Source organism: Gordonia otitidis NBRC 100426, from assembly GCF_000248075.1.
Taxonomy (GTDB): domain Bacteria; phylum Actinomycetota; class Actinomycetes; order Mycobacteriales; family Mycobacteriaceae; genus Gordonia; species Gordonia otitidis.
In genome coordinates this window covers 1-15,095 of sequence record NZ_BAFB01000084.1, presented here as the reverse complement: position 1 = coordinate 15,095, position 15,095 = coordinate 1, and the positions used below count along the sequence as shown (strand labels likewise).

The window sequence follows — 15,095 nt, the reverse complement described above, 5'->3', positions numbered from 1 at the left end:
GGGTAGGTCACGACAGCACCGCCAATGCGCCGCGATCGAGTCGGCTCGAGGTGATGACCACTTCACCAGCCTGCGGATAGGTGTGCCATGTGCGCCAGGTGAGCGCGTCGTCGTCGAAATCGCCGGTCACCGCGGTCACCGCGAGTGCGCTGCCGGGGAATCGGCCGAGCAGCGCGGGGAGCCCGGCGTTCGCGTGACTTTCGATCTCCGTCTCGATCTGCCCGAGCATGTCGGCCATCGCTCCCGGTGTGCACTCGATGACCCGCGACGAGAAGACGTAGCCGTCGGTCTGGAAACTATCCGGCAGTGCCGAGGTGATGTCGGGAAGGCAGGCGACTGTCTCACAGAGTTCATGGGTGTCGTCGTGCACCACGACCTGGTGGCTGGCACCGAGTAGTCGGATCGAGAACGTCAGCGAGCCGACAGTGTGGTCGGCGGTCGCCAGCGCCTCCCGCTGGTCTGCGGTCAGCGAGAATCCGAGCTCGCCCGCCCGCGAGTCGGTGAACGCGACAGCGAGGTCGGTGAACGGGCTCACCGCTGCTCCGGGCCGGGGTTCGACGGGTAGATGCGGTACTCCGAATGCGAGAGCACCTCGCCGCGCGCGCACTCCCAGCCGCTGCCGTAGTCCTCGAATGACAATCGGTCGTTGCCCGCCTCGTAATCGTGGTAGCGCATCCGGCCGACCTGGGCGAGCCCGGTTGTCCCGAAAGACGTGAACTGGGCGCTTCCGGCCTCGTCATTGACGAACCTTCGGCCCTCGAGGTCAACGTAGGCGGGTCCGGGCGCCACCGTCACCCCGGTGAGTTCCTGCCACACGACCACCTCGAGGTCGGGATCGTCTTCCACGGAGATCCAGACCTTGCGGCCGAGTCCGGTGTCGAGGAAGTTCTCGGCCCACGAGAAGCCGTCCTGCGACAAGCGCAGCGTGCCGCGCACCGCAAACGTCTCTCCCCGGATCTCGATGAGGTCGCCGGGCTTGAGTTGGCGCGGATCACCGCGCACGGCGTCGTCGTCGGCAGAGGAGAAGGGATCGCGTGGCTGGTAGGTCCGTGAGTACAGCGCCTCCCGCTCGGCTTGCTCGCGCTTGCGTTTACTCAAGACGTTGAAGACGAGCACGACGACGATGATCGCCAGCAAAGCGATGACGATGATCAGCAGGAATTCCATTGCTCAGAGGATAGTGGGTGGGTCATTCCGGACATGTCAGCACTGTCGGCGTACCGAATGACGCCACCCGCGACCGATCACTGCGAACCCAGGTCATCCGGTCGTTTCACATCACCGGTGCCGGCCGCGGCGCGTGGATCGCCGCCACGTGGCGCGCGACATCGGGATCGGTGAGGCGCGGATCGAGTTGTCTCTCCGCGCCTCCCGAAACACTTCCCGCTGCCGGGCTCAGATCCTCCCGCGACTCAGCGGATCTTGGTGTCGATGAACTGCGTCGAATAGATCTCGGTCGCCGGGATCTGTCCGGGCAGATCCGAGCCCGACTTGTTCAGCACAGGGATGAGCTCGTCGATGGACGTCTGTGCCTTGGTCATGTCGTATCCGCCCCAGACGCCCGCGGTGTCGGGTCCGATGACGCCCTTGTCCTTGAGGATCGTCGCCGAGTAGGAGGCCTCGCCCGCGCTGTAGGGAGTGAACGACACGTCCTGCGACACCCAGTCGGTGATCGTCTTGTTGATGGCATCCGGGGAGTTCACGTAGTTCTTGCCGGTCTGCTGGATCATCGGGACCAGCTTCTGCAGGCACGGTGCCAGTTTCTCCTGCTTGTCCGGCCGGACACTGACGTTCGACGCATACACGTCGTAGCCTGCGTCGCGCACCATGGCGTAGGCGACGGGCTTGTTCCACGACGGGGTCTCGTGCTCGTAGGTGTACGGCTCGGAGTTGGCGAAGCCCTGCTGCGCGATGGACGGGTCGCCGACGAACCTCGCAGGTGCGCCGTCGTATCCGGTGTCGAGCTGGCTCTGCTTGATCAGCCCCTTGGCGACCAACCACTGCGGGAACACCTGCTCCTTGGACACGAGAACGGTCGCGTTCGACTTCCCGATGTCGGCGATCGTCTTCCATTCCGGATGCGTCTTGGGATCCCACATCAGGATCGACGGGTTGTACTGCAGCAGCGGTGTGAGTGCGACGACTCGCTGCTTGGCCGCTGCGGAGACGAGTTGGTCGCCGTGGACGAGCCCGAGGTCGATGCTGTCGTCGGCGTACATCGCTGACGGCACGGACTGGAAACCGATGGCGGGACCGCCTGCACGCAGGGTGATGTCGACTCCGGTGTCCTTGCCGTCGTAGACGAGTGGGCCGGTGGCCGACTTCTGGTTGGCGTCGACGCTGTAACCGGGACCCATCAATCCGATCACGCCGGCCATGTCGGACTGCGGCTGCCACTGGAGCTGAACCACAACGTCTTTCGGGCACACCGACGCCAGGTTGAACTCGGCGGGTGCCGGCGGGAGTGAGGTCGCCGACTGCGAGGTCGAACTCGAATCGGTACAGCCTGCGAGGGCTGCGACGCATGCAGATGCGGTCGCAGCGACGACGGCGGCGCGCACGGACAGCGTGCGACGAGTCGACGAGACACGTGATGACGGACGTGGGGACATGGTGATCTCCTGCTTGGGAATCGGTGAACGAAAGCCGACGGCGTCGGCCGGGTGGACTGGATTACATGTAAATGTAGGGGCTGCGACGCGAGAGCGCGAGTTGTCTGCATGTAAGTCGTAAACAACCGCAGGAGTAGTCAAAAACACTTCTGACATGCGTCTATTACTGTATTGATCAGTCAAAACCGGCCGTCGCGACGCTGGTATGTCACACACTGTTTACGCAGCGACACCTCAGCGCAATACATGTAAACAAGAATCTAAATACGAAATACCGTCCACCTCTACATGTAGGCACTCCCAGATGCCCCGGCTCCGATGGATACACCCATGAACCTGATCGACACCGTCAATGACGCAGACGCCAGGCATCTCACCAAAGGTGTGATGATCTCGGCGTCGGGCGTTTCGAAGCAGTTCGACTCCGGCACCGTCGCCCTGGCCGATGTCGACCTCGACATCGCTCGCGGCGACTTCGTCGCGATCGTCGGGCCGTCCGGCTGTGGCAAGTCGACCCTCCTGCGAATGGCCGCGGGACTCGAAGCACCGACGACAGGAAGCGTCGCCCTCGCCACCGACTCGGTCGGAGTGATCTTCCAGGAACCCACACTGCTGCCGTGGCGATCGGTGCAGGCCAACGTCGAACTGTGCGCAGAGCTCGCCGGAGACTCGCGGTCGGTGCGTCGCGAACGGGCGCAGACCGCCATCGATGCGGTCGGGCTCACCGGCTTCGAGAAGCAACTCCCGCGCACCCTGTCGGGTGGCATGAAGATGCGAGTGTCGTTGGCGCGCATGCTCACCAAGGAGCCGGAAGTCATGCTCCTCGATGAACCGTTCGGAGCTCTCGACGAGATGACCCGCCTCGACATGCAGGCAGAGTTGCTGCGTCTCTACGGCGATCGCGGATTCACCGCACTGTTCATCACCCACTCGATGTCGGAGGCGGTATTCCTAGCCAACCGCGTGATCGTGATGTCGGCGCGCCCGGGGCGTATTGCCGCCGACATCCGAATCGACCTGCCCTATCCCCGCCAGCCAGAAGTGCGCTTCGATCCGACCTTCACGTCGTATGTCGCCACGATCTCCGAAACCCTCCGAGGTGTCTGATGACCATCACATCGACTGTAACGACAAAGAATTCGACGTCGAAGGCTGTCGGCGCTTCCGCGGCCGGGACGTCGGCCGCCCGCCCGTCGACGGTCCCGCCGACCGGAGGAGGGTCGACGCCGGGCACGAACCGGTCGTCGGCGAGATCCCGACTGCGGCGTGTGCTGCGCATGGTCGTGCCGCCCGCGGTGTCACTGGCCGTGGCGATCGGCCTCTGGTATCTGGTCAGCATGGTGATCCTGAGTCCGCAGCGAAGGTTTCTGCTGCCTCCGCCGCATGAGGTGCTCACCAATTCGCTGCTCGACAAAGCCCACGTCAACCCGATGCTCGATGCACTGTGGGTGACCGCGAAGGTGAGCCTCGTCGGATTCGTGTTCGCCGCGCTGATCGGCGTCGCGGTGGGCGTGTTGATGAGTCGTGGCTCGTTGATGGAACGAGCCATCTATCCCTGGGCTGTTGTGCTGCAAGTCATTCCGGTACTCGCGATCGTCCCGCTGATCGGCCTGTGGTTCGGCTACGGCATGGTCGCGCGGACCATCGTGTGCGTCATCATCGCGATCTTCCCGATCATCGCCAACACACACTTCGGACTCACCTCCGTCGACCGCGGCATGCACGAATTGTTCACCCTGTCGAAAGCATCCCGCATACAGCGACTGACCAAACTGGAGTTCCCCGCGGCACTTCCGGCAATGATGACCGGGTTCCGCACGGCATCGGGGCTCGTCGTGGTCGGTGCGATCATCGGCGACATGTTCTTCGCCAAGGGCGAGCCGGGCATCGGAACCCTGCTCGATGTGTATCGCGCACGACTGCAGTCCGACGATCTCATCGGCGCGATCGTCCTCGCCTCGTTGTTCGGCATCGCCGTCTTCGCGGTGTTCAGCGTCCTCAACTCGGTAGTCGCGCGTCGTCGCTGACCTACTGCCCCACACCAGAGAAGAGTCGAAACATGTTCAGCGTTCCCATCATCGACATCTCCGCGTACGTGAATCCGGAGGGTACGTCCGACGAACGTGCCGAGGTCGCCCGACAACTCGACGAGGCCGCGACGAACGTCGGCTTCATGCAGATCGTCGGACACGGTATCGATCAGCGCGTGATCGACGGGCTCACCGGCGCACTCGACGCCTTCTACGAGTTGCCGCTCGAGGTCAAGAAGAACTACACCCGTCCCGGCGAGAACCGGGGCTACAGTCCGCCCAAGAGCGAATCGTTGAGCATGAGTCTCGGTGTGGCAGCTGCCAATCAGATGAACGACTTCTACGAGGCGTTCACCGTCGGGTCCGAGCGCTCGTGGTATGCGGCCGACGGCCTTCCCGAACCGAGCTATCCCGACAACACGTGGCCCGACGATACGGTGGCGACCTTCCGGCCAGCCGTCGAGGAGTGGTTCGCCGCAGCGCGAGGGGTGTCGCGAGTGTTGTTGCGCGCCTTCGCAGAAGGGCTCGGTCTCGCTGCCAACTACTTCGACACGATGACCGATCACTCCATCGATGCACTCAAGATGAACAATTACACCCTGCCCGAAGGTGAGATCGAGCTCGCCGGGGAACTCACCGGGATGGGGCCGCACACCGACTTCGGTATCGTGACCGTGCTGTGGGCCGACCAGGTCCCGGGGCTTCAGGTGCTCGACCATGAGGGTGTGTGGCACGACGTGCAACCCGCCGATGGTGCGCTGATCGTGAATCTCGGCGACGCGATGGCACGGTGGACCAACGACCGGTGGCGCTCGACCATCCATCGCGTCGACCCGCCGGTCGTCGACGGACGCATCATCAGACGTCGCTCGGCGGCCTTCTTCTTCGACGGCAATCACGACGCTGTCATCGAGACGCTTCCCGGTTGCTCGCGGACCGACCAGCCCGGCTACCCACCGATCACCATCGCCGACAACATCAACGCCAAGCTCGCAGGCATGAAGCAGGGCATCGCACCCAAGGATGCGCAGCGCGAGGCTCAGCGACTGACCTCGGCGCATTCGGGCCGGTAGGGCATTACGCTCGATGACCGTGACGGTTGCAGGTGGCGAGGGTGCATTGCTTACACAGTCGGTCGTGCGCCGGCTGCGCGACGAGATCTTCGCAGGCCAGATGGCGCCGGGTACCCCATTGAGCGTGCCGGGTCTCGCCGCGCGACTCGAGGTGTCGCGGAGCCCGGTCCGCGAGGCTGTGCAGCAACTCGTCGTCGAAGGACTCGCCGAGTACACGCCGCGCGTCGGCGCGAAGGTGGCGGTGCTCGACGAGGACAGCCTCCGACACGTCTTCGAGGTCCGTGAGGTGCTCGACGGTCTGGCTGCCCGCCAGGCCGTCGAACGCCTCACGTACGCCGACATCGACGACCTCTGGAAGCGCATCCGTGCGCAGGAGGATCTACTCACGGGCCCCGCCGACCACAAGCGCGACGCCCAACTCGACCTGGAATTCCACACCGCGGTGCGATCGCTGTCGGGCAACAAACCACTGTGCGACGCATTGCTGAAACTCGACACACAGTCGCACCTGTACCGCTCCGACATGTGGGGCCACGATGTGAACAGGCGTCTGTCGGTGACCGAACATCGGCGGCTCGTCGCGGCCCTCGAGGCGGGTGACGCCGAGGGGGCGCAGGCTGCGGCCCGGGCGCACGCCGCGGGTGTGCTGGTGCGGCTGCTGCGGTCGTGATAACAGAACTGCCGCCGAGCCGATGGCGTGAGCATCCCGACACACTCGCCGACCTCCTGCCGTGGATCGGGCGCGCGCTGGGCGTCGACGTGGGCAGGGTGTCGGGCACTCTCCCCGAACTCGACGCCGCTTCGACCGTGCTGCTGCTCGTCGACGGCCTCGGCGATCGGCAACTCGACGCGCACGCGCACCTCGCGCCCACGCTGGCCGCACTGCGCGGACCGGTACTGCGCGCAGGCTTCCCGACGACGACGGCAACGTCGATCACCAGTCTGATGCGCGGCGAACCCGCGGGCGAGCACGGGATCATCGGCTACAGCTTCGTTCCCGACGCCGCGGCGCGGCGGCACGGTCCCGCGCGCACACTCAACATCCTGCGCTGGACCTTGGACAGCGCCGACGGCCCGTCGGCCTACGACGTCTATCCGCCGAGCGCGGTGGGCCCCGGTGGTGAGGGTGTGCTCTCGATGCTCGAACGATCCGGGGTGCGGGTGTTCGAGGTCATGCCGGGCGAATTCAAGGACACCGGTTTCACCACCGTCTCGTCCGGGAACGCCGGCAGACACCTGCCCGCCAAGACCCCTGCCGAGATCCGTGCGGGTATCACCACCGCGCTGACCCGGTCGCTGCCACGCTCGCAATGGCCGCGCTTCGTCTACGCATACCTCTCTGATCTCGACACCGCCGGCCACATGTACGGGCCGGGTTCGGACCCCTGGTGCGCTGCGCTGCGCAGCGTCGACGCCTTCGTCGCCGACATTCTCACCGACCTTCCCTCCGACGTCGCGCTCGTCGTGACCGGCGATCACGGCATGCTCGAGGCCGGAAATGTCGTCGACCTCGATGCGGAGCCGTCGCTGGAGGCCGGCGTGGCCCGCATCGCGGGTGAGGCGCGGGTACGACACGTCTACGCGGCCGACGGCGCCGTCAACGACGTCGCGGACACCTGGCGGGAGTTGCTCGGCGACGACGCGCTGGTCGCGCCGCGAGAGCAGGTGCTCGCCGAATGCTGGTACGGACCGCGCACGCGTAGCGCGGCCGCGGCACGCATCGGCGACCTCGTTGTGGTTGCACGCGACCGCACGATCCTCACTCGTCCGGGCGCCGAGCCGGGGGAGTCACGCATGGTCGGCCACCACGGCGGATGGACCGCGGACGAACTGTTGGTGCCGTTGCTGGTTACGGCGCATTGACTCGCCCTCGACCTTGCACTCACCCGGGTCGAGTGCTAAAACGGACCTTGGCACTCACGGATCGTGAGTGCTAGGTCGGGACGGTGAGATCGGTACCGAATGACACACCGGTCGTCCGTCGCGGGCACCGAGTCCGGCCATAGAAACCTAGTGTCACCCCCTATCGGAGGATCACTTACCCATGGCCAAGCAAATCGCGTTCGATGAAGAGGCCCGTCGCGGCCTCGAGCGGGGTCTCAACACCCTCGCCGACGCAGTCAAGGTGACGTTGGGCCCCAAGGGCCGCAACGTCGTTCTGGAAAAGAAGTGGGGCGCCCCCACGATCACCAACGATGGTGTGTCCATCGCCAAGGAGATCGAGCTCGAGGACCCCTACGAGAAGATCGGTGCCGAGCTCGTCAAGGAGGTCGCCAAGAAGACCGACGACGTCGCGGGCGACGGCACCACCACCGCAACCGTTCTGGCTCAGGCACTCGTGCGTGAGGGCCTGCGCAACGTCGCTGCAGGCGCAAACCCGATGGGCCTCAAGCGCGGCATCGAGCAGGCTGTCGACGCAGTCACCGAGTCGCTGCTGAAGAGCGCCAAGGAGGTCGAGACCAAGGAGCAGATCGCTGCGACCGCTGGTATCTCGGCAGGCGACCCCTCGATCGGCGAGCTCATCGCCGAGGCGATGGACAAGGTTGGCAAGGAAGGCGTCATCACCGTCGAGGAGTCCAACACCTTCGGACTCCAGCTCGAGCTCACCGAGGGCATGCGCTTCGACAAGGGCTACATCTCGGGTTACTTCGTGACCGACCCGGAGCGCCAGGAAGCCGTCCTCGACGACCCGTACATCCTGCTCGTCTCGGGCAAGGTCTCGACCGTCAAGGACCTGCTGCCGCTGCTGGAGAAGGTCATCCAGTCGGGCAAGCCGCTGCTGATCATCGCCGAGGACGTCGAGGGCGAAGCCCTCTCGACCCTGGTGGTCAACAAGATCCGTGGCACCTTCAAGTCGGTTGCCGTCAAGGCTCCCGGCTTCGGTGACCGCCGCAAGGCCATGCTCGCCGACATCGCCATCCTCACCGGTGGCGAGGTCATCAGCGAAGAGGTCGGCCTCTCGCTGGAGGGCGCCGGTCTCGAGCAGCTCGGCCAGGCTCGCAAGGTCGTCGTCACCAAGGACGAGACCACCATCGTCGACGGTGCGGGCGACGCAGACGCCATCGCCGGACGCGTGTCGCAGATCCGTACCGAGATCGAGAACAGCGACTCCGACTACGACCGTGAGAAGCTGCAGGAGCGTCTGGCCAAGCTGGCCGGCGGCGTTGCAGTCATCAAGGCGGGCGCGGCCACCGAGGTCGAGCTCAAGGAGCGCAAGCACCGCATCGAGGACGCCGTCCGCAACGCGAAGGCTGCCGTCGAAGAGGGCATCGTCGCCGGTGGTGGCGTTGCACTCCTGCAGTCCGAGCCTGCCATCGACTCGCTGACCCTCGAGGGCGACGAGGCGACCGGTACCAACATCGTGCGCGTCGCGCTGTCGGCTCCGGCCAAGCAGATCGCCGTCAACGCGGGCCTCGAGCCCGGTGTTGTCGCCGACAAGATCCTCAACTCGCCGCTGGGCACCGGCCTCAACGCCGCCACCGGCACCTACGAGGATCTGCTCGCCGCAGGCATCAACGACCCGGTGAAGGTCACCCGCTCGGCCCTGCAGAACGCAGCGTCGATCGCGGCCCTGTTCCTCACCACCGAGGCCGTCGTCGCCGACAAGCCCGAGAAGAACCCGGCCCCGGCCATGCCCGGCGCCGACGAGATGGGTGGAATGGGATTCTGATCCCTCCCGCTTGTCGAGCAGTTTCTCGAAGCACCCGAAGGCCGGTCATCCGCAAGGATGGCCGGCCTTCGGCCTTCTGCGTCGATCGTGCGTCTCCTGCCGTCGACTGTGCGTCTCCTGCCGTCGACCGTGCGGGTTTCAACGCCGCAATGTGAGTAGTTTCGCGGTCCTCGACGCCCCGCGCCACGGCTATCGTCGCGTTCATGTACGTGCCACCGCAGCCGCAGCGCGGCCCATCGTTCTATCCATATCCCGATCCCGACATCTGGCAGCCGGTCCGCCCGCGTGAACGGTCCACCGTCGACATCGTGCTCACTGCAGTGTTGGGGTGCATTTATCTGTTCGTTGCATTCGTTTCTGTCTGGTTCAGCCTCTTCTTCGCGATGGCGACCGATGTCTGCTCTTCCGGTTCGCCCTGCGACACCTCCGGTGTCACCCGCGCCTACCTCGTCACCGACGGTGGGGCGGTCGTGCTGTTCCTGTGTTCCACCGTCGCGCTGGTGGTCATGGCCGTCCGTCGGTGGCCCATGTTCTGGATTCCGCTGTGTGCCGGTCTGATCCAGATAGGGCTCGTCGTCATCGGGGCTCATCTGGCGGTCGTTCCCACCCCATGAGCATCGCGCGGCGGAATGCCGAGGCGACGCCCGCACGTTGCACCTGACATGAGTCCTCTTTCCATCGACGTCTGGTCCGACATCGCGTGCCCATGGTGCTACATCGGCAAACGCAACCTCGACGCCGCACTCGCGCTCGTCGACGACGACCCCCGCGACGCCCGCCCCGGCTCCGAAGCTGTCACCGTGGATTTCCACAGCTATCTCCTCGCGCCTGACACGCCTGCCGACACCAACGCCCCCGAGATCGACTTCCTCGTGCAGAGCAAGGGGATGCCGGCCGACCAGGTGCGACAGATGTTCGCTCACGTCACCGGGGTGGCCGCCGACGCCGGCTTGCACTACGACTTCGATATCGCTCGCCACGCCAATACGCGCAAGGCGCACGAGCTACTGCACTATGCGAAAAGCGTTGGCCGGCAGTCTGATATGGCCGAGCGACTCTTCGCCGCGCACTTCACCGAAGGCAAGTACGTCGGTGGCGTCACCGAACTCGCCGACCTCGCGGCAGAGATCGGTCTCGACCGCGACGCCGTCGAAGACGCGTTGCGTGCGGGTACCTACGCCGACGCGGTGGACGCCGATCTCGCGCAGGCTGCCGCCTACGGCATCACCGGTGTGCCGTTCTTCGTCATCGACGGCAAGTACGGGGTATCGGGTGCTCAACCGCCCGAGGTGCTCGCCCAGGCCATCAGACAGGTAAGCGCCGAGCGCGCGCAGGCCTGACGACTTCGCAGGATCACCGGCCCCACACGGCAATTCGCCATGTAGTCCGATCGAATCACTTTGGCGCACTTTCGTACCTTCGGGTGACACGGCTCGACGCTGCGGGTCTTTACCGTGGGTGGACATCAACTCTCCACCGAAGGGGTTTCATGTCCGCCAACGGATTTCGACGTCTCGCTGTGATCATTGGACTGGCCACCGCCGCAGGCGCGCTGAGCGTGCCCGGCGTATCCGCCGCTGACCCCTCGACGGGGAGCAGCGTCGACTCGGGCTCTGCCGACGACCTGCTGAAGGTGGTTCCGCCGGAGGTCCTCGAACAACTCGGTCTCGGTAGCCTCGGGGGCGGTTCGCCGAAGATCCAGCAGTGCAATCAATCGACGAAGTCCGGCGGCCAGGGCGTGACCGAGACCAAGCACATCCTCGGACGCACCGGACCGACGTCGTTCACGCTCGCGTACGACACCCGTATCCAGCCCGACAAGATCGACGTGTACTACCAGGGTCGGCTGATTCGTAGCACCGGTTACGTCGGGGACCGGATCAACAAGGGTAAGGGCAGTGTCGTGGTCGACGTTCCTCCCGGCATCGCCAACTACGTGACGGTCAAGGTCACCGGCCCGGAGAGCGGCACGGTGTGGGACTACACCGTCAATTGCCCCCGCTGAAGCGGATCAGCGTTGCGGGCGTAGTGAGTTCTTCGCGGTGAGCTGCCCGTCGGGCTGGTCGACGAACTCGCCGTCGCAATGCCCGGCGGCGGCTCGCGAGACCGCGCGGAAGACGTCGGGGTTGACCGCCTCGGCGGTGTGCTCGGTGTAACCGGTCGGCGCGACGAACGCGCGCAACGGTGTGACCCGGCACTGTCCGCCGTCGAGGTCGCCGGTCACCCACTCGTAGGCGCTGCGGATGCGGTAGTACTTCGTCGGGCCGGGGGTGTCGTCGCCTGCGTTGAGGTCGCGCAGAAAAGCGCTGCCGGGGCACAGTTGACCGTCGGTGCCGGGTTGGTTGCAGGCGCCGGGGGATCCGTACTCGGGTGTCCCGATGGCGATCACGTTGGTCACCTTCGACGTTCCGCCGAGCTTCTTCACGTAGTAGCGCGTGGTCACACCGCCGACGCTGTGTCCGACGAGCGAGACGGGCGTCGTCGGACGCGTCTTCTTCTCGGCGTCGACGGCACGTCCGATCGCGCGGGCGTCCGAGCGCAGCCGGGTTCCCTGGAGATCGAGTACGCGCACGCGGTAGCCGTCCGCGCGCAGGGCGTCGGCCATCGGGGTGTAGGGCAGCGCGCCGAACGACTGACCGGGAACGATGAGCAGTGTGCCGCGCTCGGCGCCGGGTGCGGCGTGCGCGTTCGGTGTCGGATGTGCGACGACGGTGGCGGCGACGGCGAAAGCGACGATCGCGGTGAGGCGGCGCAGGATTCTCATGAGCGGATGATAGCCCTTTGCTTAGCCTCACCTATCTTGAGGTGGAGGGTGTTTCCCGGGGTGCCGATCCCTCGGACCGATTCCGTTCGGACGACTCGGGCCGACAACCCTGGGTACCGTTGCCCCGGAAGGCCGATCAACGGCCCGGTGAGGGGAACCCGTATGTCACACCACAATTCGGGGCCACGCGCCCATCAACTACCCGAAGCCGACATCACCGACATGTATGCGTTCACGGTCCCGCAGTCGCTGGGCCGACTCGGTCTCGTTCTCAATCTCGTGCCGTGGACACCGCCCGACGGCCGATTCTCGGACGCGCTGATCTACCGCTTCCGCATCCGACCGATCACGGTCGCCACCGGCGAACCGGCACTGTTCGCGGTGGCGGACGTCGACGCCGAGATCACGATCGACTGCACCTTCACCGAAGTCGACGAGGCGGGTGGCGCACAGACCGGAAGCTGTACGGCATCGGTCGGCGGCCGATCGGTCCGGACCGTCACATTCGACGTCGACGACGAGGCCGGTGGTGCGGTCGACGGGTTGCGCGCTTTTGGCGGCCCCCGGTGGGATCCCTTCTTCAGCGACGCCGCGGCACTGGTCAAGACGACTTCGACGGGAACGCTCGCGTTCACCGATCCCGGAACGATCCTCGGCGACGGCAAGAACGTGATGAGTATCGTCGTCGAGGTCGACCTGGAGTCACTGCTGGGTGGACAGGGGTCGGTGGCCGTGGTGGGGGAGAGCGTCATCGACGGCAAGATCCCAGTCCGTTGGGAACACTTCGGGCGGCCCGAGTTCGAGAATGCGATCCTCGGGATGAAGAATTACGACGCGGTCAACCGAGACCTGGAGATCCGCGACCTGTTCAACGCCGAGGATGCATTCGACCTCGGTCCCGACTACCTCGGTGCCTACCATGCGCGCCTCAACGCCAACCTCTCCTACTGGGATGGCCTCGACGGCAGCGTCGACTGGCCGCTCGACGCACAGGGGAATCACCCGCTGGCGGCGATGATGCTCGCCGACCACATGATCGTAGATCCGTGGAAACCGTTCGGTGACAACACATTTCTCGAGATCGAGCGCGCCGCCCGCGAGGGTCGGCCGCATGAGACCATGGGTGGCCGCTCGCTGAATGACGACTGCATGGACACCCTGTACACCTACCTGGTGAATGCGGCGAAGGGGCCTCGGATCAGCGATCACGTCGATGTCCCGACGAAACTCGCGAGCCGGACCTTTCCCTATCTCGCTCCCGCGAACACGAATCCTCCCGAGGCGCCCGGTCACCACTGAGTGGCCACCAGGTGGGCGGCCTGTCGGGGAGGAGGAGCGTCTGGGTGACGTTGCGCGGCGAGGGCGGCAAGAGTTCTGGAACACTGGCCCCATGCCCACTGAGCCCGGTGCACCGAGTCCTGTAGTCAGCCTCCCCAACCTGCGCGATCTCGGCGGTTACCGCGGATATGACGGCAAACTGGTCGTGTCCGGCCGCCTCTTCCGGTCGACGGATTTCCGTTCGATGGCGACGGCGGATCTGCCGTCGTTCGAAAAACTCGGCGTGCGCACGATCTACGATCTCCGCTCGGAGGCGGAACGGACGGCGCTTCCCGACCCGGCGCTGCCGGAGGTTGCCGACGTCCATCTCGACGTGCTCGCCGACGCGGAGACCGCGATCCCGGCCAATCTCGCGCAATTCTTCTCCGACCCGGAGACCGTGCGGATGGCCTCGCAGGAACTCTCGGGCGGCAAGGCCAGGGACGCTATCGCGTCCACCTATCGCGGGATGGTGTCGCTACCGAGCGCCAAGGAGGCGTATGGCGCCTATTACCGGGGACTCCTGGGAGAGCACCAGGGGCCCGCGCTCTTCCACTGCACCACTGGTAAGGATCGCACCGGCTGGGCGGCGGCGTCGTTGCTGACGTTGCTCGGCGTCGATGAAGATGACGTCTATCACGACTATCTGCTGACCAACGAACGACTCGTGCCGGCGCTCAAGCCGATCTTCGACGAGTTCGCCGCCGCGGGGGGCGATCCCGACGTGTTGCTGCCGGTCCTCGGTGTCGACGCCGGCTATCTCGACACTGCGCTCGACGAAGTCCGGGAGAAATACTCGGACATCGAGGGGTACTTCGTCACTGGGCTCGGATTGGACGCCGCCGCTCTCGACGCACTCCGTGAGACCTATCTCGTCGCCAACTGACGGTGGCGACGCCCGGAGCGTCGAAACGGTGTGTCGTTCAGCGAAAAACGATGCAGGTGGTGCTGCCGTGCGCGACCAGCCTGCCGTCGGCAGAGAACACCTTGCCCTCGGCAGTGGCGGTCCTGCCGCCGAGGTGGATGATCTCTCCGACACCTGTCAGTTCGGCGTCGTTCGTCTGTACGGCACGGATGTAGTTGACCTTCAACTCCAGCGTCGTGTAGCCGACTCCTGCGGGCAGGGTGGTGTGGACGGCGCACCCCATCACGGAGTCGAGAAGCGTCGCGCAGATGCCGCCGTGGACGGTTCCGAGCGGGTTGGCGAAATCGGGTTGCGGAGCCACCGAGAAGCTGACCGAACCCTCGTCGACCCGGACCGGGCGCATTCCGAGGAGCCGTCCGATGCTCGGGCGTCCGTCGTCGGGATTGTCGGCCCAGGCGCGCAGAAGTTCCAATCCCGACATCGTCGTGGGATCACGCGGCGACTCAGAGGTGTCGGCTGTTGCGGCGGAATGTGCGGTGGATGACTCCATGACTATGTATCCTTGCATAGAACACGAAGATTATGAAGACCAACATAGTCATGGCTCGGCGAGGCCGCTCCGACGGAGGGGATGGTGTCGAGTGCTGGGTGTGTGTCGATGGTGGATGTGACGTCAAGACAGAAGGTGTGATCAACGATGTCGTTCGAACGCGACTCGACGACAGCGCGCGAGGTCGAGCTCGGTACACGGGATCGGATGATCG

The 15,095-nt window shown here is 65.3% G+C and carries 16 protein-coding genes; 11 read left to right on the top strand and 5 right to left on the bottom strand.

Annotation, left to right across the window (positions count from 1 at the left end):
* Nucleotides 1-7 precede the first annotated feature (7 nt).
* From GOOTI_RS08135 to GOOTI_RS08125, 3 genes are all read right to left on the bottom strand, one after another.
* Nucleotides 8-535: a DUF2617 family protein gene (locus GOOTI_RS08135; protein ID WP_007238094.1), complete on the bottom strand. Its 528-nt coding sequence runs from the start codon at nucleotides 533-535 to the stop codon at nucleotides 8-10.
* Nucleotides 532-1,167: a DUF4178 domain-containing protein gene (locus tag GOOTI_RS08130; protein ID WP_007238093.1), complete on the bottom strand. Its 636-nt coding sequence runs from the start codon at nucleotides 1,165-1,167 to the stop codon at nucleotides 532-534. Before GOOTI_RS08130 ends, GOOTI_RS08135 begins: the two co-directional genes overlap by 4 nt.
* A 245-nt stretch (nucleotides 1,168-1,412) precedes the next feature.
* Nucleotides 1,413-2,612, bottom strand: coding sequence for a hypothetical protein (locus GOOTI_RS08125; RefSeq protein ID WP_007238092.1), 1,200 nt, complete (start codon nucleotides 2,610-2,612; stop codon nucleotides 1,413-1,415).
* A gap of 330 nt (nucleotides 2,613-2,942) precedes the next feature.
* Between GOOTI_RS08125 and GOOTI_RS08120 the strand changes: the two genes are divergently transcribed.
* From GOOTI_RS08120 to GOOTI_RS08080, 9 genes are all read left to right on the top strand, one after another.
* Nucleotides 2,943-3,719, top strand: coding sequence for an ABC transporter ATP-binding protein (locus tag GOOTI_RS08120; RefSeq protein ID WP_007238091.1), 777 nt, complete (start codon nucleotides 2,943-2,945; stop codon nucleotides 3,717-3,719).
* Nucleotides 3,719-4,639 (top strand): ABC transporter permease, encoded by a 921-nt coding sequence (locus GOOTI_RS08115; protein WP_227922284.1) that lies wholly within the window; start codon nucleotides 3,719-3,721, stop codon nucleotides 4,637-4,639. The genes GOOTI_RS08120 and GOOTI_RS08115 overlap by 1 nt, the downstream gene beginning before the upstream one ends.
* Nucleotides 4,640-4,671: 32 nt before the next feature.
* On the top strand, nucleotides 4,672-5,715 hold the full coding sequence (locus GOOTI_RS08110) for an isopenicillin N synthase family dioxygenase (RefSeq protein WP_007238089.1): 1,044 nt from the start codon (nucleotides 4,672-4,674) through the stop codon (nucleotides 5,713-5,715).
* A gap of 13 nt (nucleotides 5,716-5,728) precedes the next feature.
* A complete protein-coding gene (locus tag GOOTI_RS08105) occupies nucleotides 5,729-6,385 on the top strand; it encodes a GntR family transcriptional regulator (protein ID WP_007238088.1) in 657 nt (218 codons plus the stop codon).
* Nucleotides 6,382-7,578, top strand: coding sequence for an alkaline phosphatase family protein (locus GOOTI_RS08100; RefSeq protein ID WP_007238087.1), 1,197 nt, complete (start codon nucleotides 6,382-6,384; stop codon nucleotides 7,576-7,578). The genes GOOTI_RS08105 and GOOTI_RS08100 overlap by 4 nt, the downstream gene beginning before the upstream one ends.
* Nucleotides 7,579-7,759: 181 nt before the next feature.
* Nucleotides 7,760-9,385: a chaperonin GroEL gene (gene groL / locus GOOTI_RS08095; protein ID WP_007238086.1), complete on the top strand. Its 1,626-nt coding sequence runs from the start codon at nucleotides 7,760-7,762 to the stop codon at nucleotides 9,383-9,385.
* 203 nt (nucleotides 9,386-9,588) lie between these two features.
* Nucleotides 9,589-9,999: a hypothetical protein gene (locus GOOTI_RS08090; protein WP_007238085.1), complete on the top strand. Its 411-nt coding sequence runs from the start codon at nucleotides 9,589-9,591 to the stop codon at nucleotides 9,997-9,999.
* Between the two features lie 48 nt (nucleotides 10,000-10,047).
* On the top strand, nucleotides 10,048-10,725 hold the full coding sequence (locus GOOTI_RS08085) for a DsbA family oxidoreductase (RefSeq protein WP_039993764.1): 678 nt from the start codon (nucleotides 10,048-10,050) through the stop codon (nucleotides 10,723-10,725).
* 149 nt (nucleotides 10,726-10,874) lie between these two features.
* Nucleotides 10,875-11,390, top strand: a complete 516-nt coding sequence (locus GOOTI_RS08080) for a hypothetical protein (RefSeq protein WP_007238083.1) — start codon at nucleotides 10,875-10,877, stop codon at nucleotides 11,388-11,390.
* Between the two features lie 6 nt (nucleotides 11,391-11,396).
* On the opposite strand, the gene GOOTI_RS08075 is transcribed toward GOOTI_RS08080, so the two are convergent.
* A complete protein-coding gene (locus tag GOOTI_RS08075; RefSeq protein WP_007238082.1) occupies nucleotides 11,397-12,149 on the bottom strand; it encodes an esterase/lipase family protein in 753 nt (250 codons plus the stop codon).
* Nucleotides 12,150-12,311: 162 nt separating this feature from the next.
* On the opposite strand from GOOTI_RS08075, the gene GOOTI_RS08070 reads away from it, so the two are divergent.
* Entirely contained in the window at nucleotides 12,312-13,448 is a 1,137-nt protein-coding gene (locus GOOTI_RS08070; protein WP_007238081.1) for a DUF4331 family protein, read from the top strand.
* A gap of 91 nt (nucleotides 13,449-13,539) precedes the next feature.
* Nucleotides 13,540-14,352 (top strand): tyrosine-protein phosphatase, encoded by an 813-nt coding sequence (locus tag GOOTI_RS08065; RefSeq protein WP_007238080.1) that lies wholly within the window; start codon nucleotides 13,540-13,542, stop codon nucleotides 14,350-14,352.
* Nucleotides 14,353-14,389: 37 nt separating this feature from the next.
* Here the strand turns inward: GOOTI_RS08065 and GOOTI_RS08060 are convergent, their stop codons facing one another.
* Nucleotides 14,390-14,881 (bottom strand): PaaI family thioesterase, encoded by a 492-nt coding sequence (locus GOOTI_RS08060; RefSeq protein ID WP_007238079.1) that lies wholly within the window; start codon nucleotides 14,879-14,881, stop codon nucleotides 14,390-14,392.
* Nucleotides 14,882-15,095: the final 214 nt, after the last annotated feature.

Coding starts and splice junctions, on each gene's coding strand:
- GOOTI_RS08105 (WP_007238088.1), top strand. CDS start 5,729: ATGACCGTGACGGTTGCAGGTGGCGAGGGTGCATTGCTTACACAGTCG.
- GOOTI_RS08080 (WP_007238083.1), top strand. CDS start 10,875: ATGTCCGCCAACGGATTTCGACGTCTCGCTGTGATCATTGGACTGGCC.
- GOOTI_RS08075 (WP_007238082.1), bottom strand. CDS start 12,149: ATGAGAATCCTGCGCCGCCTCACCGCGATCGTCGCTTTCGCCGTCGCC.
- GOOTI_RS08085 (WP_039993764.1), top strand. CDS start 10,048: ATGAGTCCTCTTTCCATCGACGTCTGGTCCGACATCGCGTGCCCATGG.
- GOOTI_RS08130 (WP_007238093.1), bottom strand. CDS start 1,167: ATGGAATTCCTGCTGATCATCGTCATCGCTTTGCTGGCGATCATCGTC.
- GOOTI_RS08090 (WP_007238085.1), top strand. CDS start 9,589: ATGTACGTGCCACCGCAGCCGCAGCGCGGCCCATCGTTCTATCCATAT.
- GOOTI_RS08115 (WP_227922284.1), top strand. CDS start 3,719: ATGACCATCACATCGACTGTAACGACAAAGAATTCGACGTCGAAGGCT.
- GOOTI_RS08125 (WP_007238092.1), bottom strand. CDS start 2,612: ATGTCCCCACGTCCGTCATCACGTGTCTCGTCGACTCGTCGCACGCTG.
- GOOTI_RS08110 (WP_007238089.1), top strand. CDS start 4,672: ATGTTCAGCGTTCCCATCATCGACATCTCCGCGTACGTGAATCCGGAG.
- GOOTI_RS08070 (WP_007238081.1), top strand. CDS start 12,312: ATGTCACACCACAATTCGGGGCCACGCGCCCATCAACTACCCGAAGCC.
- GOOTI_RS08065 (WP_007238080.1), top strand. CDS start 13,540: ATGCCCACTGAGCCCGGTGCACCGAGTCCTGTAGTCAGCCTCCCCAAC.
- GOOTI_RS08120 (WP_007238091.1), top strand. CDS start 2,943: ATGAACCTGATCGACACCGTCAATGACGCAGACGCCAGGCATCTCACC.
- GOOTI_RS08060 (WP_007238079.1), bottom strand. CDS start 14,881: ATGGAGTCATCCACCGCACATTCCGCCGCAACAGCCGACACCTCTGAG.
- groL (WP_007238086.1), top strand. CDS start 7,760: ATGGCCAAGCAAATCGCGTTCGATGAAGAGGCCCGTCGCGGCCTCGAG.